Below are 19,969 nucleotides of genomic sequence, written 5' to 3' on the forward strand. Positions count from 1 at the left end.
TCACGCCTCCTCTCGCGCCAGCTCGTCACGCAGGAACGCCGCCTGCTCACGCAGTTGCTGGGTCTGTTCGGCGTACAGGTACTTGAACAGATCCGCCGGGTCCACCGCGGGCTCGGGCATCAGCCCGTCGCGCAACTGCGCGGTCACCTGCACAGCTCGGGACTCCGCCCGCCGGCGTACGTCGTCGTCCATCCACCCCTGCTGCTCGAGGTACGTCGTCAGCCGCTGGATCGGGTCGCGGTCCAGCCAAGGCGTGACCTCGTCGTCCTGCCGGTAGCGGGTCGCGTCGTCGGCGTTGGTGTGCGCCTGCACCCGGTACGTGTGGGCCTCGACCAGCTGCGGCCCCTCACCTGCGCGTGCATTGTTTACAGCCTGTCCAAGAACAGCGAGAAGGCCGGCGAGATCGTTCCCATCGGCCCGTTCGCCCGGTACGCCGTACCCGATGCCCTTGTGTGCAAGGGACGGCGCAGCGCTCTGCCGAGCCAGCGGGACCGAGATCGCGTACTCGTTGTTCTGGATGAAGAACACGACCGGGGCATGGAACACGGCCGCGAAGTTCAGCGCCTCGTGGAAGTCACCCTCGCTCGTCCCGCCGTCACCGACGAGCGCCATCACCACCGTGTCCTCGCCCCGCAGCCGGGCCGCGTGCGCGACACCGACCGCGTGCGGCAGCTGGGTCGCGAGCGGGGTCGACTGCGGCGCCACCTTGTGCTCGTACGGGTCGTAGCCCGAGTGCCAGTCGCCGCGGAGCAGCGTCAGCGTCTCGATCGGGTCGACGCCGCGGCTCACGATCGAGACCGAATCGCGGTACGTCGGGAACAGCCAATCGCCCTCTTTGAGGACCATCGTCGCTGCGACCTGACAGGCCTCCTGTCCGTGCGAGGACGGGTAGACCGCGAGCCGGCCCTGGCGGACGAGCGCGCTGGCCTGGTCGTTGAAGCGGCGGCCCCGGATCAACTCTGTGTAGCCGTCGAGCAGGGCTTCCTTGGTGGGGAGGTCATACGACGGATGTTCGTGCGGTACGCCGTGCTGATCGATCAGACAGACGGGTTCCGCGGAGGGGAGCAAATGCTCCTCGACGGTGGTCATGGACCCTCCAGCGCAGGAGACGGACGGTAGCCACATCGTCGTACCTCCTGGCCAAGTTGATCTATAGCTGGAAGAATTGAGAGACGTTTGGCTGACGCGTGGCTTAGGAGGTCGCACAATGTCCGACGAGGTGATGGTCCACCGGGCCGGTCCTGGACAGATTGTCGTCGCTCCAGCGCTCGACGAGATCGATCGGCAGATCATCGAGGCCCTCGGCCGGGACGGGCGGCTGTCGATCCGAGCTCTTGCGGACGACGTGCACATCTCCCGGGCGAACGCGTACGCCCGGGTCGAGCGCCTCACGAACACCGGCGTGATTACCGGTTTCACCGTCACCGTCGACCCGCTGCGGCTCGGTCTGGCGACGTCGGCGTACGTCACGCTCAGTCTCCGCCAGAGCTCGTGGCGGACGCTCCGCAAGCAACTCCAGGCGATCCCCGAGATCAAACACATGGCGCTGGTAGGCGGCGACTTCGACGCCATCCTCCTGGTCCGAGCCGCCGACAACGAAGGCCTCCGCCGCCTCGTCCTGGAAAAACTCCAAGCCATCCCAGAGGTGCTGGCCACCCGCACAGCCCTCATCTTCGAAGACGTCGGCACGCTCTAACAGCCGCAGGACTTCCGAACGATCAGTTCCGTGGGGAACGTGATTGCTTCGACCGCCGCTTCGCCGTCGATCAGGCGGCTGACGGCTGCCTGGGCCATCTGTTCCAGGGGTTGGCGTACGACGGTGAGGGGTGGCCAGGTGTACTCGGTTTCTGCGGTGCCGTCGAAGGCGACCACGGCAATGTCCTCGGGGACTCTCAGGCCGGCTTCGCGGAGGGCGGTGAGGACGCCTACTGCTTGCAGGTCTGAGCTGGCGAAGATGGCGGTGGGGCGGTTTGTTGCTTCAAGCAAGGTGTTGGCGGCGGCACGGCCGCCTGCGCGGCTGAAGGTCGTACGGGCGATCGGCCCGAGCTCCAGACCGCCGGCTTCGAGTGCGTCCTGCCAGCCCAGCTCACGCTCAGGATGGCCGGCGCCGCCGACGACGAGGCCGACCACGCGATGGCCGTGCTGCACCAAGTGCTCGACGCCGCGGCGGGCGCCTTCGCGGTAGGCGGGCCGGACCGAACTCACCGTTGGCAGCACGCGGTTGATGGCGATTGCCGGCACCTCGGCGTCGGTCAGATCCGGCTCCTCGTGCGGCGCCACCAGCAACAGCCCGCTGACCCGGCGCGTCAGCAGTTCGGCGATCTTGGCGCGCTCGGTGGCCGGATCCCCGTCCGCGCTCGTCTGCAGCACGACGTACCCGCGCGACGCCGCCGCCTTGTCGATCGCCTTCGCGAGCTCCGCGAACAGCGGGTTCCCGCCGTCGGGCGTGATCAGTCCGAACGTCCGGGTCGTGCCCATCCGCAGCGCGCGGGCGGTCGCGTTCGGCCGGTATCCAAGCACACGGATCGCCTCGAGCACCCGTTCGCGCGTCTCCGGCGCGACCTTCCGCGGGCCCTCGTTCACCACGTAGCTGACCACCGCCGTGCTGACCCCGGCGTACTCCGCCACGTCGTTGCGCGTGACCGGTTCCTTCGGCATGCAGCGATGGTACGACGGTTGACCGGGTTGGAAAGCGATTGCTAGCGTGTGTCATCTACACGAGTAGAAGGAGACCGCCGTGGCCAGACGCTATGCCGTCGCCGGAACCGGATCGCGGGCGCAGTCGTACATCCGCGCGATGTTCCAGGCACACCCCGAGGAAGCCCAACTCGTCGCCCTGCTCGATCCGAACCCGGGCCGGCTCGCGTTCCACCAAAGGCTCGTCACGGAGCTCGGCGGCCCGGAGCTTCCGCAGTACGGTGCTGACGACCTGGAGCGGATGGTCAAGGAGCAATCGATCGACCGCGTGGTGGTGACGAGCCCGGACTACACGCACGCCGCGGTGGTGTCGCGACTGCTGCGTGCCGGCGCGGACGTGGTCGTGGAGAAGCCGCTGACCATCAACGCCGACGGGACCCGGCAGATCGTCGACGCGATGAACGAGTCGGGCAGGTCCGTCGTCGTCACGTTCAACTACCGCTACTCGCCGCGGAACAGCGCGCTCCGGCAGCTGATCGCGGACGGCGAGATCGGGACCGTGACCAGCGTCGAGTTCCAGTGGGTGCTCGACACCCGGCACGGCGCGGACTACTTCCGCCGCTGGCACCGCGAGAAGCTGAACTCCGGCGGTCTGCTGGTCCACAAGGCGTCGCACCACTTCGACCTGGTGAACTGGTGGATCGCCTCCTCGCCGGCGCGGGTGTTCGCGTCCGGCGGCCTGTTCTTCTACGGCGCCGACAACGCGGCCGCCCGGGGCCTCGGGCAACGACCGGCGCGCGGCACGATCGATGGTTCGGCCAACGATCCGTGGTTGCTTGACCTGCGCAACGACGACACCAACCGGCAGCTGTACTTCGAGAGCGAGCAGTACGACGGGTACCTGCGCGACCAGGACGTGTTCGCTCCGGGCATCACCATCGAGGACAACATGTCCGTGATCGCGGAGTACGCGAACGGCGCGCGGCTGAGCTACTCGCTCAACGCGCACTCGCCGTGGGAGGGGTATCGGGTATCCGTCAACGGCACCGAGGGCCGTGCTGAGCTGGAAGTTGTCGAGCGAGCCGCGGTCGTCGACGACCAGATCGATCCGAGCTACCCGTCCGATCGCGTGATCGCCGGCGACGTTCGTACCAACGGTGAACGCCTCGTCCTGCAGAAGCATTGGGCGACCGCGGTCGAGGTGGAGATCCCCCGCGGCGAAGGCGGCCACGGCGGCGGCGACCGCCTCCTCTACACCGACCTCTTCGTGGGCCCCACCAACGATCCGCTCGCGCGTGCTGCCGACGTCAACGACGGCGTACGAGCCGTTGCCGTGGGCATCGCTGCCAACCAGTCCCTCGCGACCGGCCAGCCGGTCACGATCACCGACCTGAACCTGGGCGGCTGGACGGTCTAGGCCACGCCAGATGTCTACCAGGCAGCGGGCTGACCGGGGCGGTGCGTGCCGAAGGTCCACTCGTACCCCTCGGGGTCCGCGACGCGGCAGCGGTAGTTGCCCCACTTGGACAGCTCGGGCGTCCAGATCGACTCCGCACCGGCGGCGGCCGCGCTCGCATACACCGCGTCGACCTCCTCCTGGGTGTCGAACGCCACGTACATCCCGTGGCCGACCGTTTCACCCTTCCGCGCCGGCCGGTCGTACCCTGCCTCGTCGGTGAACAGGGTGAACGCGACCCCGCCGTACCGCATCTCGGCATGCATGATGCCGCCGTTGTCGTCGGGGACCTCCATGGTCGTTTCGAACCCGAAGGCCTTCTCCAGCCAGCGCAGTGCGGCCGGAGCGTCGCGGTAGCCGAAGTACGCGTGGAACGTCGCTGTGTTTGTCATGCCACCAGCATTTCGGAGGTAGCGGACAGGGTTCGTCCGCTACCTCCTTCGATCACTTCCGGAACTGGCCCGGGCCGAGGACCGTCCAGCCCTTCGCGGTCGGGGTCTTGATCGAGCTGATCGGCATCGAGAACGTGTGCACCAGCTTGTTCGGCCGGCTGATCGCCCAGAACGTCGGGTGCCGCGGGTCCGACCGGTCCCACGCGATGCCTTGACCCTGTACGTCGGGCAGGTCGACGGTCGCGACCCAGCGCAGCTCCGAGCCCGCCGTCGGCAGCTCCATCACGTACGCCTCGCCGAGGTCGTGACCGCTCAGCCACAGCCGCCCGTCCGGACCCCACGAACCGCCGGAGTTCGACATCGGCTTGAAGCGGTCCAGGATCGGCTTCGGGATCGTGTACGACGCCAGCGGCTCGAACTTGTCGTTCAGCTTCACGATCTGGGTGTTGTACGTCTGACCGTACGGCTGGCCGGTCTCGTCCGAGATGTCGTCGTAGTTCGCGAACCCGGCCCACCACGCGCCGTCGTGACGGTCCAGCCAGGTCAGCGAACCGCGGTAGATGCCGAACGAGTACGAGTCGATGTGCCGCATCGTCTTGGTGTCGAAGACCTCGATCGAGCTCTCCATCGGCCAGTCGGAGTAGTTCGAGTGCACGGCGTACAGCTTGTTGCCGAGCACCATGCCGCTGTCCATGTGGATGAACGGGCCGTCGTCGTCGCCGGCGAACTGCAGCAGCGGCTCACCGGTACGCCGGTCGTGCTTGGTGATCGTGGTGTTGTTGACCGCGTAGAAGTACTTCGCGTCGACGGCAACGGCCTGGTTCGCGTCGAACGCGGGGTACGACGTCAGCGGGGTCGCCTGGTACGTCGGCGGCTCGGCAACCGCCGCCGTACCAGACTGTTCGGTATGGACCCGCGGTCCGGGGAGTGCCGCCGAGGCGGGCGGGAGCGCGACGGCGGCCAGCACTGTGGTCGCCGCGATGAGGGCGGGGAGCTTTCGCATCACAACCTCCGAGGGGATGGATCCTGCTCCCCCGACCCTCGTTTCGCCGTCCGAACAGCGCGTGAATCCGATGCGTCAGGCAGCTTGCCGTCGGGCTGTTCGTTGGCGGCGGAACCACATCGCGAGCGCGAAGCAGGGCACCACGAGCCCACCGATGCCCAGGACGAGGAAGTCCCACTCGGCGCTGATGTGGTCGACCAGCCAGCCGAAGTTCTGCCCGAAGAACCCGGTCAGGAAGGTCAGTGGCAGGAAGACCGTAGCCAGCTTGGTGAGCTGTTCCATGGACGCGTTCTGGCGGACGCTGATCTTGGTCTGCTCGACGCCGATCACCGCCATGTTCGCCTCCAGGACGGTCGCGAGCAGGTCGCGCTGAGCGGCGACCTCCTCGTTCACCAGGACGAGGTGGTCGTGCACGTCGCGGAAGTACGGCAGGAGCGGGGTGTCCCGGGCGCCGCGCTCGATCGTCGCGAGCACGGCGAGCAGGGGGTGCACGGCCCGGTAGAAGTCGGTGACCTCGCGACGGAGGAAGTAGATCCGCTCGGTCGGCGCGACGGAACCGGCGAACACCGTCTGCTCGACCCGCTCGATGTCGCGTTCGAGTTCGGCGACGACCGGACCGTAGCTGTCGACCACCTGGTCGAGGATCGCCCAGAGCACCGAACTGGTGCCGCACTCCAGCAGCTCGGGCCGCTGCTCGAGCCGGATCCGCGCTCCGTGCAGGTCGCTGGCCACACCTTGACGGACGGTGATCACGAACGACGGCCCGACGAAAATACTCACCTCGCCGAAGTCGACTTCCTTGCGCTCGTCGTCGTACCGGGCGGTGCGGAGGATGACCAGCTCGACGTCACCGTCGTACGGCTCGACCTTGGGCCGGAGGTGGAACGTCTGCGCGTCCTCGACGGCCAGCTCGTGCAAGCCGAAACTCTGTCTCGCCTGGGCGAGTTCGTCCGCGGTGGGCTCGAACATGCCCAGCCAGACGAACCCGCCCTGCTGGCAGTGGGCGGCGGCGTCCTCGACCGACATCGCCTCGACGTGCTGGCGGCGTCCGTCCCGGTAGTAAGCGCAGTCGATGATCATGGTGACCTCCTCCCCCGATCGTCGTACCGGAAGGCGATAGGAAATAGGGTTGGCCGGGAAAGCGGTGGTGAACATCCGTGAGGAGATGCCGTGGGACTGCCAGTCGTACTGATGCCCGGACCGATGCACCCAGCGGTGGCCGAGGGCCTCGCTGACCACTGCGAACTGATCCGGCTCTGGGAGGAGACCGACCCCGACGCCGTACTCGCGGCCCGCCGGGACGAGATCGTTGCCGTCGCCACCGGTGGTACTGCGATCGACGGCGCGTTCCTCGACGGACTCCCCGCCGTACGCCTCGTCGCCAGCTTCGGCGTCGGCTACGACCGCATCGACGCGACCGCCGCCGCGGCGCGTGGTGTGGTGGTCACCAACACGCCTGGGGTCCTGGACGACGAGGTCGCCGACACGGCACTCGGTCTACTGCTGATGACGGTGCGCGAACTGGGGCGTGCTGAGCAGTACCTCCGCGACGGCAAGTGGGCGGGCGGGCGCCCGTACCCGTTGACTCCCGCAACGATGCACGGCCGCCGGATGGGCATCCTCGGCCTCGGCCGCATCGGCCAAGCCATCGCCGACCGCGTCCAGCCCTTCGGCATTTCCGTTGCCTACCACAACCGTCACCCGAAGGACGTCGACTACCCGTACTACCCGTCGCTGGCCGAAATGGCCGCCGCCGTGGACATCCTGATGATCGTCATCCCGGGCGGCGACAACACCCGCCACCTGGTCGACGCCTCGGTCCTCGAGGCGCTTGGCTCCGACGGCATCCTCATCAACGTTGCCCGCGGCACCGTCGTCGACGAACAGGCCCTGGTCGACGCCCTCCGCACCAACACCATCCTGTCGGCCGGCCTGGACGTCTTCGAACACGAGCCCAAGGTCCACCCCGACCTCCTCACCCTCCCCAACGCCGTCCTCCTCCCCCACGTCGGCTCCGCCACCATCCCCACCCGCACAGCCATGGCCAACCTGGTAGTCGACAACATCCGCCAATGGCTCACGGACGGCACCCCACTCACCCCCGTCCCCGAATCCGCCGACCTGGTCTAGCCCCGCGCCGGCGTACTGCGATCAGGCCCCGCACGCTCCGCGAGCGTCCGTGGAAAGCTGCACGCCCATGACGGCGTGGTGCCAGTCACCGTAATCCCACCGAGCAGGCTCGGGACCGTAATTGTGAATGTCCCAGTAGTCCACCGCGTGGATGCGAAGCCCTACGAGCGCGTGCACCTTCCGGTCAAAGATGACCCGCGCGTCGGGATCGTTGACTGTCACGACGCCATGATCCCCGGACCACAGCTCAACCAGGAGCTGCGTCAGCGGTTCCCTGGTGAGGGCCAGATCGTCGGCTTCGAGGAGGCTCTCCACGGAGTGTGACTGGCCACCTCTTAGCGGGTGAGGGTGATTTCTTCGGCCAGGTGGGAGAGTTTGGCGGGGTTTCGGACGGAGTACATGCCGGCTATCAGGCCGTTGTCGACATGGAGGACCGTTACGGTGTCGATTTCGCCGTTGAAGCGGAGGATCAGGGCTGGTTGGCCGTTGATGTCGGTCAGGTCGAGGGTAGCTTCGGTGAGGCGGTTCACGGCCATGGCCAGGAGGCGGGCGACCTTGTCGGCGCCGACGATCGGGCGCTGAACAGCCTGGACCACTCCGCCGCCGTCGCCCAGGAAGACGACGTCGGGCGCGAGGATGTCGAGCAGGCCCTGGAGGTCTCCGGTGTTGACGGCGCGCTGGAACGCCGCCAGGGCGTTGCGGGTCTCGGTGGGGCTGACGGGGCCGGCGGGGCGTCGGGCGGCTACGTGGGAGCGGGCCCGGTGGGCGATCTGGCGGACCGCGTCCGGCTTCTTGTCGACGGCTTCGGCGATCTCGTCGTACTCGAGGCCGAAGACCTCGCGGAGGACGAAGACGGCGCGCTCGGTCGGTTTGAGGGTCTCCAGGACGAGCAGCATCGCCATCGAGACGCTGTCGGCGAGCTCGACGTCCTCGGCGACGTCCGGCGCGGTGAGGAGCGGCTCGGGCAGCCACGGGCCGACGTACGACTCCTTGCGGCGGCCCAGGGTGCGGAGGCGTTGCAGGGCCTGGCGGCTGGCGATCCGGACCAGGTAGGCGCGGTGGTCGAGCACGGTGTCGAGGTCGACGCCGACCCAGCGCAGCCAGGTCTCCTGGAGCACGTCCTCGGCGTCCGCGGCCGAGCCGAGCAGCTCGTAGGCGACCGTGAACAGGAGGTTGCGATGGGCAACGAAAGCCTCGGTGGCTTTGTCGGTACCGGTCATGGCTGGCTCCTTGTACGCGCGGGTGTCACCCATCAGATGCCGCCCACCGGACTTCTGTGACATCTCGTTCAGTATGGCGCTCGTCACGTTCGGGAACCGTCACGGCGGCCGCCCCGGCGGCATCTCGTGGTCATCCAGTAGATCTCATGAAGAGGAAGAGCACGATGGAACCCCGGATCGACATGATGCAGAGCGAGTTCGGCGCCAAGGTCGCGAAGCGGCTGTTCGCGGTCCACGGGCTGTTGCAGCAGACGGCGCTGCCGCAGGCGACGCAGAGCCTGGTGATGCTGCGCGCCAGCCAGATCAACGGCTGCGGGCACTGCATCGACATCCACACGAAGGAGGCCGCGGCGGAGGGCGAGACCACGACTCGCATCAACCTGGTCGCCGGGTGGAGGCACTCGACGGTCTTCACCGAGGAGGAGCAGGCCGCGCTGGCGCTCACCGAGGCGGCCACCCGGCTCGCCGACGCGTCCGAGGGCGTCTCGGACGAGACCTGGGCCCGGGCCGCGAAGTACTACGACGAGGACCAGCTGATCGCGCTGGTGACGCTGATCGCGATGATCAACGCCACCAACCGGATGGCCGTCACGCTCAACCAGCTCGGCGGCTCCTACCAGCCGGGCCTGATGGCGGCCACGGTCAGCCAGTAACCCCGGTGGCCGGCAGGTCCCAGATCCGCTCGGACTCCCAGGCGTACTCCCACGCCTGGATGTCCGGCGGCTCGATGCCGAGGCCGGTGAGGATGGCGCAGACCTGCTCGCGGTGGTGGTTGGCGTGGTTGATCGCCTGGGCGATGAAGATGCCGACCCGGGTGCCGCGGGTGTTGTTGTCGACGATGATCACGCGTTCGACGTCGATCGGCTGGGTCAGGAACACCTCCCACAGCGCGCCGGCCTCAGCGTTCCAGCCCCCGAGCGTCTCGAGGTCGGTCGCGGTGGCGCTGTCCACATAGTCGAGCGGCCGGTCGACGATCCGGCGGAGGTAACTGCCGTCGCACCGGACGATGTGGTCGAGGGTCGCGAGAATGCCGCCGAACGTGCCGACGCCGGTGACCTCCAGCTGCTCGGCCGTCAGGTCCTGATCCAGGCAGAACCGGATCAGGCTGCCGGTGGCCCAGTTGTTGTGCCGGATGGGGTCGTACAGCAGGTCGTTGAGTCCCATGCAGGCCAAGCTAGCGTCGCTCGTCGCGCCCGGGGTACTGGATTTCACCCCAGGCGCGACGCGAACCGGTCAGCTCGCCGCGATGTTGACCATCCAGTTGATGCCGAACCTGTCGGTCACCATGCCGAACTCGTCGCCCCACATCTGCTTCTCGAGCGGGACCGTCACCTTGCCGCCGTCCGCCGACAGCTTCTCGTAGTACCCGCGCAGCTCGTCGCCGTCGCCGCTGAGGCTGATCGCGATGTTGTCGCCCGGGTTGTACGGCATGCCCTGCGGGGTGTCGGCCGCCATCAGGGTGAATCCGCTCGGGGTCTCGAGCTGGGCGTGCATCAGCAGGTCGTCGTCCTCCGGCCCGTGGCTCGCGCCGAACTCCTTGAAGGTGTTCTTGGCCAGCTCACCGCCGAAAACCCCCTGGTAGAACTCCATCGCCGGACGCGCTTCACTCTTGAACTGAATGTACGGATTGAGCCGCGATGCCATCGAATCGTTCCTTCCCCCAACCGGCCGAACCCTCTGGTACGGCGCTCATGCCCGCACAGTAAACCCGCCCGCCGACAGTCCGCGACCCTTCGAACCCGGCCATCCGGTTAAGGTCTCGGCATGATCCCGCGACACATCACCATCGATGCCGGCAACCCCTACGAGCTCGCGCAGTTCTGGAGTACTGTCACCGGCTGGCCGGTCGCGGACGGGGACGCGCCGGGCGACGACGAGGTGCTGGTGGCGGCGCCGGCGCCGATTCCCGCGCTGCTGTTCATCGCGGTCGCGGAAGGCAAGACCGTGAAGAACCGGGTGCACCTCGACTGGGGTCCGACCGAGCGCACCCGCAACGAAGAGGTCGAGCGGATCCTCGCCCTCGGCGGCACGATCCACGAGGACCACCGCCTTCCCGACGGCCGCGGCTGGGTGACGATGAAGGACCCCGAGGGCAACGAATTCTGCGTAGAACGCAGCGAAAGCGAACGCGCCGGCTGATCAACCCCGTTGCGGCATGACCGGAAAGCTACCCCTGGGTGGGATCTTCGGGGATGCTGGGGGCATGAGGTGGTGGTGGCGGAAGAAGAAGCAGCAGACCGCTGAGGACGGGGAACCTCGGCGGCGGGGGGTGCGGCGGGACGAGGTCAAGGACCTTCGGGCTCGTCTGACGGGCGAGGGGTACACGCTCAAGCACTGACCGCTCGATGCAACCAAACGGGTGGTCCCGAGCGTTTAGTAGTGGGGGCCGGGGGGATGCACCAGGTTCGGGGGGCACCGCGTCATGTCGCCGCGCGTCATGTCGCTGCTCGGAGACGACGACTGAAGCTGGGGGGTGTCAGGGTGCTGCAGCAGGTCCGGGACCGCCCGGACACCACCGTCCACCAGCCGGTTTCGGCGCTGCGGGCGTTCCTCGGGTCGGTCGCCTCGATCCTCGTCACCCTGGTCGTACTGGCGTTGCTCGCCGGCGCGCTCGTCGTCCTCGAGCCGCGGACCACCGACGCCGACACGACCGCCGACGGCACCGGCTCGTACAGCGTTCCGACCAAAGGCCCGGGCCTGTACGGCTCGGGCACGCTCGGACCGTGGCAGAACCTGGTCCGGCGGATCTCCCCCGAGGATCAGATCCGCGACACTCTCATGTTCGACGGGATCTTCCTGTTCGGCGACAGCATCGCCGTCCAGGACAGCTCGAGCCTCGAACGCCTGCTGACGGACCGCACCGGCGACTCGATCGCCTTCCACGACTGGTCCGGTCAGCCGGCCTCGGCAGCGGTCGACGCACTCGCGCAGTGGTCGCGCGACTACGGTCTGCCCCGCCGGATCGTGATGGCCGTCGGTACCAACGACATCTTCGACCCGCCCGCGTTCGCCGCGCAGGTCGAGCGCGCGATGAAGATCGCCGGGCCGGACCGGACGGTGTACTGGGTGAACGTGTACGTCAGCCGCACCAAGCAGCCGACTGCTGTCCGGGACGCGGATCTCGCCAACAGTGCGTGGGTCAATCAGGAGCTCGACGAGGCCGCGGCCAGCCACCCGAACCTGCGGATCATCGACTGGTCCGCCTTCCTCGCCTCCCGGCCGAACGGACCCACGCCGTACCTGCGCGACGGCGTGCACACCAGCGAGCCGCTCGGCGGCAGCTCTCGCAACGAGCTGATCGCCGAGGCCATCACGAGCGGCCGTTAGGACAACCCCCTGGCTTCCCTCCGCGTCCGCAGTACGGGAGGGACGAGCCATGTCACGCACGATCATCCGGAGTTGGTCGACCTCGGCGGCCATCATCGTGGTGCTGACCGCGTTCCTCCTGGCGCTGCTGCATTTCGACGCCCCGGCCGCGCACGCGAAGACGGCGATACCTGTCGTCAGCACGGGAAGCTACGGCTCCGGCACGCTCGGTTCCTGGCAGGGGAACAACCGGGTGATCTCCAGCGGCGCCCACGTCCGCCACGTGGTCGCGACGAACGGCGTGGTGCTGTTCGGCGACAGCATCGCCGTACAAGATGGCGAGGCGCTCGGCCGGCTCCTCGGTCAACAGCTGGGTACGACGTTCGCGGAGTACAGCTGGTCGGGTCAGCCGACGTCGGCCGCGGTCGACGCAATGGCTTCCTGGGCGCACGCGTACGGGCTGCCGAAGCGGATCGTGATGGCGGTCGGGTCCAACGACATCTTCGACCCGCCCGCGTTCGCCGCGCAGGTCGAGCGCGCGCTCCGGATCGCCGGTCCGGGCCGGACCGTCTACTGGGTGAACGTGCAGGTCTCGCGAACCGACGAGCCGACCTCGGTGCAGGTGGCCGACCAGCGCAACAGCGAGTGGATCAATCTGCAACTGGAGCAGGTACAAGCGCACCACGCGAACTTACGGATCGTGCCGTGGGCCGAGTTCCTCGCGGCGCGTCCCGAGCGGATGCACGCCGATCTACGGGACGGCCGTCACACCACCGTGCCGGCCGGGCAGAACGCGCGGAACGCCCTGATTCTGCAGGCGATCCGGCGAGGTTGAGGCGCCCGTCCGGGCATTCGTAACCGGAGTGGGCGATCCGACGCAACTTTTTCACCCCCTCGAGACATCTATACAGCAGAGGAACTAATTCGAACCTCGGGGGGAACCGATGGCGACGCACCTGACCGGAGTCTGACCGGCAACCACAACGATGCCGGCAGCAACCTTTGGCGGTCCGCCAACCGTTCCTGAAGTACAACCGCGACGCAGCAACCAACACACACCCTGACCATTTTCCCGGGGATCGCCCCACCCGAATTCAGGTCTAGGCCAGAATAGGCATGCCCAAAAGCATGCGGGGGAGGACCAACGATGCCCGCGAGACACCTGCGCACCAGAACGACGCTGCGACTCATGATCCCGCTGCTCGTGAGCGCCGCCGTACTGGCCACCGTGCTGGTGATCCCGTGGGGTGGCTCCGAGCCGGAAGCGGCGCCGGACCCGACCGTCAGCTACACCCCCGAGCCGCCGACCGCACCGCCGACTCCGGCGAAGCAGGACACCTACACGTGCCCGGCGTACAGCGGGATCGACCACACGAACCCGCTCAGCAACCTCTACCAGGACACGTTCACCTGGGGTACGACGCCGCCGACGAAGGTCGGCGACGGCAAGGGGAACATCAACTGGCGGATGAACCCGGACAAGAACCCGAGCTGGTACATGTGGCTGCACTCGCTTCGTTGGCTGGGCCAAGGGATCAACGCCGGCGCGAAGGGCGACAAGCAGGCGCTGCAGCGGGTGAGCAACATCGCCCGCGACTGGGTCAACGACAACCCGTACTCGTGGAAGTCCGATGTCGGTGCGTACGAGTCGACCATGCACCGCACCAACGTGCTGATCTGTCTGCGGGAGGCGGTGCTGTCCGGGTTGCATGTGGCCAAGCTGCCGCTGACGTACACGTGGCTGGACGATGCGCTGATGCAGCACGCGTGGTTCTTGCAGAAGAACTACAGCGGTGACTGGAACCACGGCACCGACGAGAGCCTGGCGTTGTTCGGGATCGGCTGCACGCTGCAGCGCAACGACCTGAAGAAGATCGCGTCCGACCGGCTGACGAATGCGATCAAGACCTCGATCGACACCCAGGGTTCGACCAACGAACAGTCGACGGCGTACGCGCAGTTCAACTACGCACTCTGGGGCCGCGCGATCGATGTACTGCGCAAGTGCGGGGTCGATCCGGGTACGACGATCATCGCGCGCCGCCGGGAACTGGCGAAATGGCTCGCGCTGGCGACCAACTCGCTCGGGAACCTTCCGCAGCTCGGCGACTCCGAGGTCGTGCGCACGACTCCCGTTCCCGGCACAGTGCTCGAGTACGCGGGGACGCTCGGCGCCCACGGGATCCGGCCGACGCAGCGGATCGGGATCTTCGATGCCGGGTACATCTTCGGGCGGACCGGGTGGGGCGAGACGCGACCGTTCACGCAGGAGTCGACGTACAGCATCCGCTTCGGGCCGTCGCAGAAGCTGCACGGCCACAACGACCACACCTCCGTCACGTACACCTCGCACGGCCGCGACATCCTGATCGACGGCGGGCACGCCGGGTACAAGGTCGACGACTGGCGGTTCTGGGCGAAGAGCCAGTTCGCGCACAACGAGATGACCGTGAAGTCGGCGACCGGGCATCCGGAGACGAAGCTGTTGCGGTCGTCGATCAAGGACACGTCGGAGTTCTACGAACTGCACGACTCGCCCGGCGCCGGGATCGACCGGACCCGCGGCGTGCTGGTCCTGAAGGACCCGGACCTGATGGTCGTGCTCGACCGCGGTACGTCGCAGTCGGACGAGGACTACTCGACACTCTGGCACCTGCCCGAGGACCAGAAGGTCGTTGTCAGTGGCAACGACCGTGCGGTGGCCGCCAAGCCGGGCGATCGGGTGAAGACGACGCTGTTGCAGATCCCGTTCCAGCAGCAGACGACGCCGATCGAGGTGACGACCGGTGCGCAGGACCCGATCCAGGGGTGGCACTACAAGACGATCAACGACAAGCTGCCGGCCCCGGTGGTGACGTTCAACCGCTCCGGGCACGACGCGAAGATCCTGTCGGTGATCGCGCCCACCCGCAGCAACGCGACCGTTTCCTACACGACCTCGTGGCAGGGCTCGCGGATGATTCTGAACCTGAAGGTCGACGGCGTGACCACGACGATCGGCGTCGCCGCGGACGGGACACTGCAGCGGATCAAGTAGGGGTGCGGATCTGCAGGCAGGCAGAAGTGCCAATGTGGACGTGAACATCGGCGCGTTCGGCGGGTTCTGCCTGCGTGCAGATCCACTTTCTCAGCTGGTCCTGGCGCCGACCGGCTTCCAGTCACGGGGCGGGTCCTCGCCGACCCGCCCGTCGACGGCCTCGCGGATGAGGTCGGCGTGGCCGGTGTGGCGTCCGTACTCCTCGATCAGGTCGCAGACGAGGCGGCGGAGGCTCGCGTGCTGCCCGTCGGGCCAGCTGATGTCCGCCGGCTGGTCGAGCCCGCCGTCCGCGATGGCCGCCGCGAGCGTCTCCCGGGAGCGCGCAACCGCGCCGTCCCACAGCGCGTACAGCTCCTCCGGGGTGTTGTCGACGGCGGACTTGAACTCCCAGTCGTTGTCGTCGCGCCAGCCGTTCTGCACCCAGGGCCCGTCCATCGGCAGCCCGCGGAACTTCACGTTGAACATGTAGTCCTCGTTCGCCGCGAGGTGCTTCATCAACCCGCCGAGCGTGATCGACGACGCCCCGATCCGCTGGTTCAGCCCGTCGGCGTCGAGCTCGTCCACCTTGTAGCGGAACGTCGTCCGCAACCGATCCAGCGCCCCGACCAGATGCTCAGCATCGCTGCCCGCAATCGGCGGCTCCCACCACGGCGACACCCACTCATTCGCAGTCATGGCAGCACCGTAAACCCAATTCCGGACACTCCCCTTCCGGAACCTCTCACCTGGCTAGGGTTCGGCGGATGGGACGGTATGCGGGTGTGATTGCGCGGTACGACGGCCAGGTGGCGCTCGTGCGGGAGCAGTACGAGGCGTGGGACGCGCCGTACTGGAATCTGCCGAGCGGCGCCGTCGAGGACGGCGAAACCCCGACGGCCGGCGCGATTCGTGAGCTGCGGGAGGAGTCGGGGCTGCTGGCCGGCGAGGAGGATCTCCTGCTCGTGTGGAGGACTCAGGTGCTGGTGGACGGTCGCGTGACATCGCGGTCGTGGAACTACGTGGTGGATGTGCGGGACCCGGCCTTCGCGATCGACGATCCGGATGGGTCGGTGATGGAGGCGCGCTGGTTCTCGGTGGAGGACGCCGCAAGGCTCCTCGGCCAAGTGCCTTATCCGCCGATCGCTTCGCCCGCGATCGACTACCTGACCTACGGCGCGCGACAGCCGGACTGGACCTTCACCCTCAATGACGACAGCTGGAGCTGGTAGGCAGGTCAGAGGGTTCGGCGGACGACGGCGTTGCGCCTGGCTTGGGTTCGGTGCTCGGCGTACGTCGTGAAGCCTGCATCGAGGAACGTCGTCAACACACCGCGTCCGGGATCGCCCGGCATCGTCTTCACCGGGTACGCCTCGACGATGCGCGCGCCCTCAGCCCGCGCGTACTCGACCGCGGCCTCGACCATCGGCAGTGTGAGCCCGCGCCCGCGATACCCGCTCTTCACGAACAGGCAGTTGATCGCCCAGATCTCGTCATCATCGGGCTCGTCGATCGGCAGCACCCGCGAGTGCATGATCGCGTAGTACTCCGTCCGCGGCGCCACCGCACACCAGCCGGCCGGCCGCGCATCGACGTACCCGATCAACCCGACCGGCATCCCCGCCCGGACGAAGCCCTCGAGCGCCGCCCGATTCTCGGCGCTCCCGTTCCGCGCGACCTGGGCGCTGGGCAACCGCCTGGCCATGCACCAGCACCCGCGCGTCCCTCCGCTGGGGCCGAACAGCTCGACCAGGTCGCCCCACCGCTCCTGGTCAACGGGATACACCTCCATCCAGGCATTCAACCAGGGCTCGCTGGAAAGGGCTCGCGCTCGAGGGCGCGCCCGTGGAAGGGTCTGACGCCATGAGCGCTCCGGACCTGACCGACTTCCTTCGTGGCCGCAGCGTTCATCCCGTCGAGGTGGCGCCGCTCCTCGGCGGGGAGAAGAACCGGAGCTGGCTGGTCAACGGCGCCGACGGTTCGCGATTTGTTGCCGGAGCTACAGCACGACCACGGCTGCCGAGGTGGAGTACGAGCTCCACGCGACGCAGTACCTTGCGCATCGAGGCTTCCCGACGCCCGCGCCGGTTGAAGCCGCGGACGGATCGCTGTGGGGCCTGATCGACGACCGCCCAGCAGCGCTCTTCACATACGCCGCTGGAGTGCACCCGTCCGACCTGGCAGACGGCTACTTCTCGGCCGACCTGGAGCTAGGCCGCAGCGCCGCAGGACTGGCCGCCCAGATCCATGTGCTGTCGGCGGACCAGCGCCTCCCCGGCCGCCGGACCACCCGGCTCGATCCTCTCCAGCGGATCGAGACCTTCCTCCGATCGCCGTACGCCGACCTGCCGGTACTTCGCGAAGCGACGCGCCGCCTGATCGGTCTGCGGGAGAAGATGGCGGACGTCTACGCCGACCCGACCGGTCTGCGGCAGGGCCTGGTCCACAACGACATCAGCGCCGTCAACCTCCTACTCGACCGGACCGGCACGATCACCGCCCTGATCGACTTCGACGACTGCATGACATCGTTCCAGCTCTACGACCTGGGCCGGATCGCAGAAACCTGGGCCCGCCACGCCGACCGCCATGCCGACATCCGCCGCATCAACGAACTGATCGAGGCCTATCACGCAACGCGCCCCCTGACCGACCGCGAGGCCGAACTAGCCGTCGACCTCATCGCCACCTACGCAGCCGCAACCGGAGTCGACATCCTCACCGGCATGCTCCGCCACGGCGCGCAGGTACAAGATCCGCGGGCCAGTTACTCGATGCTCTTCTACCTCGACCTCCACGCCTGACCCAAGGAGGGCAATGAGACACATCTACCTGGTCTCCCACCCCGAAGCACAGCATCACGTCGACGGCATCGTCGGCGGATGGCACGACTCAGAGCTGACGGCCCGCGGTCACCTGCAGGCCGAGCGCATCGCCGACGTCCTGGCGAGCAGAATCGGAGCTCAGCCGGTCGAGGTCTACTCCTCCGATCTGCGTCGAGCCAGCCAAGCGGCGGAGCGCATTGCCCGGCGATTCTCGGTCGAGGTGCAGACTGATGCGCGCCTTCGAGAGCGGTCCAACGGTGAGGCTGACGGGCGTCCGCAAGCGTGGCTCGCCGAGCGCCGGATCCCGCTTCCGGAGTACGGCGATCGGCTTGGCCATCACGATGGGCCAGCCGGCGCAGAGACGCGGTTGGCGTTGGTTGAACGCCTGTACCCGGCGCTCGACGACATCCTCCGTCGACCGGTCGAGAACCAGATCGTGGTGTCTCACGGGTCCGCGTCGAGCTATCTGATCGCTGCCTGGATCGGGATGCCGATGATGTCGACGGACCGGGGTTTCTTCCCGCTCGCCGCGGGCAGCATCACCACCCTCGTCCGCAACGACACGCACTTCAGCCATCAGGTCGTCGCCCTGAACGAGACCCAGCACCTGCAGGATCTCGAACAGGCGTGAGCTCCTCGTGTTTTATGGTCGAGTGTTTGCCACGAGATAGGGGACCTTCGTGAGACCAGTCCGGATCGGCGTACAGCTGGCGCCGCAACGAGCCGACTACGCAGACATCCGCCGCGCCGCCGCGGAGGTGGAGGACCTCGGCGCCGACGCGCTCTTCACCTGGGACCACTTCTTCCCGTTGGGAAAGACTGCCGACGGCAAGCATTTCGAAGGCTGGACGACGCTCGCCGCGCTGGCCGAGCAGACTTCCCGGGTCGAGCTCGGGGTCCTGGTCAGCTGCAACAGTTACCGCAATCCCGATCTGCTCGCCGACATGGCCCGGACCGTCGACCACATCAGCGGCGGGCGGGTGATCCTCGGCGTCGGCGCGGGGTTCAAGGAGCGCGAGTTCCTCGAGTACGGGTACGAGTTCCCGTCGCCCGGGCGGCGGGTCGCCGACCTGGCCGAGTCCCTGCCGCGGATCAAGAAGCGGCTGGCCGCGCTGAACCCGCCGCCGGTCGGCCGGATGCCGATCCTCATCGCCGGCGGCGGCGAACAGAAGATGCTCCGGATCGTCGCCCAGCACGCCGATATCTGGAACACCTTCGCCGAGGGTGAGGACCTGGTTCGCAAGCTCGGCCTGCTGCACAAGTACTGCGCCGAGATCGACCGCGATCCGTCGACCATCGAGTACTCCGTCCATGTCGGAGGCGACCCCCGCGATTCCGGTCCGCAGCTGCGCGAACTCGGCGTCAGCCTGTTCACAACCTCGACCAGCGGCCCCGACTACAACCTCGATACCGCCCGCCAGTGGATCTCCTGGCGAAACGAACTGAACACCTGAGGTGTGCGCCTATTCGCCGGTGGCGCCGTCGATGCGTTCGCGAAGGAGATCTGCGTGACCGTTGTGGCGGGCGTACTCCTCGATCATGTGTAGGTAGATCCACCGCAGCGTGTAGTCCTCGCCCGGGCTGGCTTCGTCGAGGCTGAGCCCGGCAACGGCCTGCCGCGACCTGGCGACGCTCGCTTGATAGCTCGCCAGGTCGTCGGCGGCCCGTGTGGGATCGACCTCGTCGAAGCTCGCGGCCGAGCCGGGTACGTAGTTCCAGAAGTACAGGTGGTCCGGTTGGCCGTCGTACTCGTGGAACCAGGCCTCGACTCCAGACATGTGCCGGACCAGTCCGAGCAACGAGAGCGTCGACGGCGGCACCGACTGCAGGGCGAGTTGGTCCGGCGTCAGCCCGCCGCATTTCAGCAGCAACGTCGTGCGATGAAACTCGAGCCGGTCTTCGAGCGCGGCCCGCTCGTCGACCGGGTCGATCGGCGGCTCAACTCGTTCAGGTGTGCTCCACGTCGACATTCGGCGATCCTACGTAC

At 67.6% G+C, this 19,969-nt stretch carries 24 protein-coding genes; 12 read left to right on the forward strand and 12 right to left on the reverse strand.

The annotated features are described in order from the left end of the window. Entirely contained in the window at window positions 1–1,089 is a 1,089-nt protein-coding gene (locus OHA18_RS11520; RefSeq protein WP_329004005.1) for a thiamine pyrophosphate-dependent dehydrogenase E1 component subunit alpha, read from the reverse strand. A gap of 118 nt (window positions 1,090–1,207) precedes the next feature. On the opposite strand from OHA18_RS11520, the gene OHA18_RS11525 reads away from it, so the two are divergent. After that, on the forward strand, window positions 1,208–1,696 hold the full coding sequence (locus OHA18_RS11525) for an Lrp/AsnC family transcriptional regulator (RefSeq protein ID WP_329004008.1): 489 nt from the start codon (window positions 1,208–1,210) through the stop codon (window positions 1,694–1,696). Here the strand turns inward: OHA18_RS11525 and OHA18_RS11530 are convergent. Next, window positions 1,693–2,658 (reverse strand): LacI family DNA-binding transcriptional regulator, encoded by a 966-nt coding sequence (locus OHA18_RS11530; protein WP_329004010.1) that lies wholly within the window; start codon window positions 2,656–2,658, stop codon window positions 1,693–1,695. The genes OHA18_RS11525 and OHA18_RS11530 overlap by 4 nt on opposite strands. A gap of 79 nt (window positions 2,659–2,737) precedes the next feature. On the opposite strand from OHA18_RS11530, the gene OHA18_RS11535 reads away from it, so the two are divergent. After that, window positions 2,738–4,054 (forward strand): Gfo/Idh/MocA family protein, encoded by a 1,317-nt coding sequence (locus OHA18_RS11535; RefSeq protein ID WP_329004012.1) that lies wholly within the window; start codon window positions 2,738–2,740, stop codon window positions 4,052–4,054. Window positions 4,055–4,068: 14 nt separating this feature from the next. On the opposite strand, the gene OHA18_RS11540 is transcribed toward OHA18_RS11535, so the two are convergent. The 3 genes from OHA18_RS11540 to OHA18_RS11550 all read right to left on the reverse strand — a co-directional run bounded on the left by OHA18_RS11540 (window position 4,069) and on the right by OHA18_RS11550 (window position 6,568). After that, on the reverse strand, window positions 4,069–4,485 hold the full coding sequence (locus OHA18_RS11540) for a VOC family protein (protein ID WP_329004014.1): 417 nt from the start codon (window positions 4,483–4,485) through the stop codon (window positions 4,069–4,071). Window positions 4,486–4,537: 52 nt separating this feature from the next. Further along, entirely contained in the window at window positions 4,538–5,488 is a 951-nt protein-coding gene (locus tag OHA18_RS11545; protein WP_329004015.1) for a hypothetical protein, read from the reverse strand. A 75-nt stretch (window positions 5,489–5,563) separates the two neighbouring features. After that, window positions 5,564–6,568, reverse strand: a complete 1,005-nt coding sequence (locus OHA18_RS11550; RefSeq protein ID WP_329004016.1) for a magnesium and cobalt transport protein CorA — start codon at window positions 6,566–6,568, stop codon at window positions 5,564–5,566. Between the two features lie 90 nt (window positions 6,569–6,658). Here OHA18_RS11550 and OHA18_RS11555 point away from each other — a divergent pair, with 90 nt between their 5' ends. Further along, window positions 6,659–7,618, forward strand: coding sequence for a 2-hydroxyacid dehydrogenase (locus OHA18_RS11555; protein WP_329004017.1), 960 nt, complete (start codon window positions 6,659–6,661; stop codon window positions 7,616–7,618). Between the two features lie 21 nt (window positions 7,619–7,639). Here the strand turns inward: OHA18_RS11555 and OHA18_RS11560 are convergent, their stop codons facing one another. Together OHA18_RS11560 and OHA18_RS11565 are read right to left on the reverse strand one after the other, a co-directional pair. Next, entirely contained in the window at window positions 7,640–7,933 is a 294-nt protein-coding gene (locus OHA18_RS11560) for a hypothetical protein (protein ID WP_329004018.1), read from the reverse strand. A 20-nt stretch (window positions 7,934–7,953) separates the two neighbouring features. Continuing rightward, entirely contained in the window at window positions 7,954–8,838 is an 885-nt protein-coding gene (locus OHA18_RS11565; RefSeq protein ID WP_329004019.1) for an RNA polymerase sigma-70 factor, read from the reverse strand. A 146-nt stretch (window positions 8,839–8,984) separates the two neighbouring features. Between OHA18_RS11565 and OHA18_RS11570 the strand changes: the two genes are divergently transcribed. Continuing rightward, a complete protein-coding gene (locus OHA18_RS11570) occupies window positions 8,985–9,491 on the forward strand; it encodes a carboxymuconolactone decarboxylase family protein (protein ID WP_329004020.1) in 507 nt (168 codons plus the stop codon). Here OHA18_RS11570 and OHA18_RS11575 read toward each other — a convergent pair. Further along, on the reverse strand, window positions 9,481–10,002 hold the full coding sequence (locus OHA18_RS11575) for a DinB family protein (protein WP_329004021.1): 522 nt from the start codon (window positions 10,000–10,002) through the stop codon (window positions 9,481–9,483). The two genes, OHA18_RS11570 and OHA18_RS11575, sit on opposite strands and share 11 nt — an antisense overlap. Window positions 10,003–10,071: 69 nt before the next feature. Continuing rightward, on the reverse strand, window positions 10,072–10,482 hold the full coding sequence (locus OHA18_RS11580; RefSeq protein WP_329004022.1) for a VOC family protein: 411 nt from the start codon (window positions 10,480–10,482) through the stop codon (window positions 10,072–10,074). Between the two features lie 120 nt (window positions 10,483–10,602). Here OHA18_RS11580 and OHA18_RS11585 point away from each other — a divergent pair, with 120 nt between their 5' ends. From OHA18_RS11585 to OHA18_RS11600, 4 genes are all read left to right on the forward strand, one after another. Beyond that, window positions 10,603–10,977 carry a VOC family protein gene (locus OHA18_RS11585; RefSeq protein WP_329004023.1) on the forward strand — a complete coding sequence of 125 codons (375 nt, stop codon included), beginning with the start codon at window positions 10,603–10,605 and terminating at the stop codon, window positions 10,975–10,977. A 342-nt stretch (window positions 10,978–11,319) separates the two neighbouring features. After that, a complete protein-coding gene (locus tag OHA18_RS11590; RefSeq protein WP_329004025.1) occupies window positions 11,320–12,165 on the forward strand; it encodes a hypothetical protein in 846 nt (281 codons plus the stop codon). A gap of 49 nt (window positions 12,166–12,214) precedes the next feature. Further along, window positions 12,215–12,979 (forward strand): hypothetical protein, encoded by a 765-nt coding sequence (locus OHA18_RS11595; protein ID WP_329004026.1) that lies wholly within the window; start codon window positions 12,215–12,217, stop codon window positions 12,977–12,979. Between the two features lie 312 nt (window positions 12,980–13,291). After that, window positions 13,292–15,181 (forward strand): heparinase II/III domain-containing protein, encoded by a 1,890-nt coding sequence (locus OHA18_RS11600; RefSeq protein WP_329004027.1) that lies wholly within the window; start codon window positions 13,292–13,294, stop codon window positions 15,179–15,181. Window positions 15,182–15,271: 90 nt separating this feature from the next. On the opposite strand, the gene OHA18_RS11605 is transcribed toward OHA18_RS11600, so the two are convergent. Next, a complete protein-coding gene (locus OHA18_RS11605) occupies window positions 15,272–15,856 on the reverse strand; it encodes a mycothiol transferase (RefSeq protein ID WP_329004029.1) in 585 nt (194 codons plus the stop codon). Between the two features lie 68 nt (window positions 15,857–15,924). Between OHA18_RS11605 and OHA18_RS11610 the strand changes: the two genes are divergently transcribed. Then, the gene (locus OHA18_RS11610; protein ID WP_329004031.1) at window positions 15,925–16,389 is read left to right on the forward strand and encodes an NUDIX hydrolase; all 465 of its coding nucleotides are present in this window, start codon (window positions 15,925–15,927) and stop codon (window positions 16,387–16,389) included. A 5-nt stretch (window positions 16,390–16,394) separates the two neighbouring features. Here OHA18_RS11610 and OHA18_RS11615 read toward each other — a convergent pair whose 3' ends face one another. Next, window positions 16,395–16,949: a GNAT family N-acetyltransferase gene (locus OHA18_RS11615; RefSeq protein ID WP_329004032.1), complete on the reverse strand. Its 555-nt coding sequence runs from the start codon at window positions 16,947–16,949 to the stop codon at window positions 16,395–16,397. A 193-nt stretch (window positions 16,950–17,142) separates the two neighbouring features. Between OHA18_RS11615 and OHA18_RS11620 the strand changes: the two genes are divergently transcribed. From OHA18_RS11620 to OHA18_RS11630, 3 genes are read left to right on the forward strand one after another with little or no spacing between them, the layout of a single operon-like run. Continuing rightward, window positions 17,143–17,961, forward strand: coding sequence for a phosphotransferase (locus tag OHA18_RS11620; RefSeq protein WP_329006088.1), 819 nt, complete (start codon window positions 17,143–17,145; stop codon window positions 17,959–17,961). 13 nt (window positions 17,962–17,974) lie between these two features. Then, entirely contained in the window at window positions 17,975–18,613 is a 639-nt protein-coding gene (locus OHA18_RS11625) for a histidine phosphatase family protein (protein WP_329004033.1), read from the forward strand. Window positions 18,614–18,662: 49 nt separating this feature from the next. Continuing rightward, window positions 18,663–19,436: an LLM class F420-dependent oxidoreductase gene (locus OHA18_RS11630; protein WP_329004034.1), complete on the forward strand. Its 774-nt coding sequence runs from the start codon at window positions 18,663–18,665 to the stop codon at window positions 19,434–19,436. Window positions 19,437–19,445: 9 nt separating this feature from the next. On the opposite strand, the gene OHA18_RS11635 is transcribed toward OHA18_RS11630, so the two are convergent. Then, window positions 19,446–19,952 (reverse strand): DinB family protein, encoded by a 507-nt coding sequence (locus tag OHA18_RS11635; protein ID WP_329004035.1) that lies wholly within the window; start codon window positions 19,950–19,952, stop codon window positions 19,446–19,448. Between the last annotated feature and the right edge of the window lie 17 nt (window positions 19,953–19,969).

Source organism: Kribbella sp. NBC_00709, from assembly GCF_036226565.1.
In the GTDB taxonomy this organism is placed as follows: Bacteria; Actinomycetota; Actinomycetes; order Propionibacteriales; family Kribbellaceae; genus Kribbella.

Excerpts from the sequence above, each read along its gene's own strand:
- OHA18_RS11565 (WP_329004019.1), bottom strand. The coding sequence starts at position 8,838 with ATGACCGGTACCGACAAAGCCACCGAGGCTTTCGTTGCCCATCGCAAC.
- OHA18_RS11575 (WP_329004021.1), bottom strand. The coding sequence starts at position 10,002 with ATGGGACTCAACGACCTGCTGTACGACCCCATCCGGCACAACAACTGG.
- OHA18_RS11545 (WP_329004015.1), bottom strand. The coding sequence starts at position 5,488 with ATGCGAAAGCTCCCCGCCCTCATCGCGGCGACCACAGTGCTGGCCGCC.
- OHA18_RS11595 (WP_329004026.1), top strand. The coding sequence starts at position 12,215 with ATGTCACGCACGATCATCCGGAGTTGGTCGACCTCGGCGGCCATCATC.
- OHA18_RS11580 (WP_329004022.1), bottom strand. The coding sequence starts at position 10,482 with ATGGCATCGCGGCTCAATCCGTACATTCAGTTCAAGAGTGAAGCGCGT.
- OHA18_RS11625 (WP_329004033.1), top strand. The coding sequence starts at position 17,975 with ATGAGACACATCTACCTGGTCTCCCACCCCGAAGCACAGCATCACGTC.
- OHA18_RS11525 (WP_329004008.1), top strand. The coding sequence starts at position 1,208 with ATGTCCGACGAGGTGATGGTCCACCGGGCCGGTCCTGGACAGATTGTC.
- OHA18_RS11615 (WP_329004032.1), bottom strand. The coding sequence starts at position 16,949 with ATGGAGGTGTATCCCGTTGACCAGGAGCGGTGGGGCGACCTGGTCGAG.
- OHA18_RS11635 (WP_329004035.1), bottom strand. The coding sequence starts at position 19,952 with ATGTCGACGTGGAGCACACCTGAACGAGTTGAGCCGCCGATCGACCCG.
- OHA18_RS11540 (WP_329004014.1), bottom strand. The coding sequence starts at position 4,485 with ATGACAAACACAGCGACGTTCCACGCGTACTTCGGCTACCGCGACGCT.
- OHA18_RS11610 (WP_329004031.1), top strand. The coding sequence starts at position 15,925 with ATGGGACGGTATGCGGGTGTGATTGCGCGGTACGACGGCCAGGTGGCG.
- OHA18_RS11520 (WP_329004005.1), bottom strand. The coding sequence starts at position 1,089 with ATGACCACCGTCGAGGAGCATTTGCTCCCCTCCGCGGAACCCGTCTGT.
- OHA18_RS11530 (WP_329004010.1), bottom strand. The coding sequence starts at position 2,658 with ATGCCGAAGGAACCGGTCACGCGCAACGACGTGGCGGAGTACGCCGGG.
- OHA18_RS11550 (WP_329004016.1), bottom strand. The coding sequence starts at position 6,568 with ATGATCATCGACTGCGCTTACTACCGGGACGGACGCCGCCAGCACGTC.
- OHA18_RS11585 (WP_329004023.1), top strand. The coding sequence starts at position 10,603 with ATGATCCCGCGACACATCACCATCGATGCCGGCAACCCCTACGAGCTC.
- OHA18_RS11570 (WP_329004020.1), top strand. The coding sequence starts at position 8,985 with ATGAAGAGGAAGAGCACGATGGAACCCCGGATCGACATGATGCAGAGC.
- OHA18_RS11600 (WP_329004027.1), top strand. The coding sequence starts at position 13,292 with ATGCCCGCGAGACACCTGCGCACCAGAACGACGCTGCGACTCATGATC.
- OHA18_RS11605 (WP_329004029.1), bottom strand. The coding sequence starts at position 15,856 with ATGACTGCGAATGAGTGGGTGTCGCCGTGGTGGGAGCCGCCGATTGCG.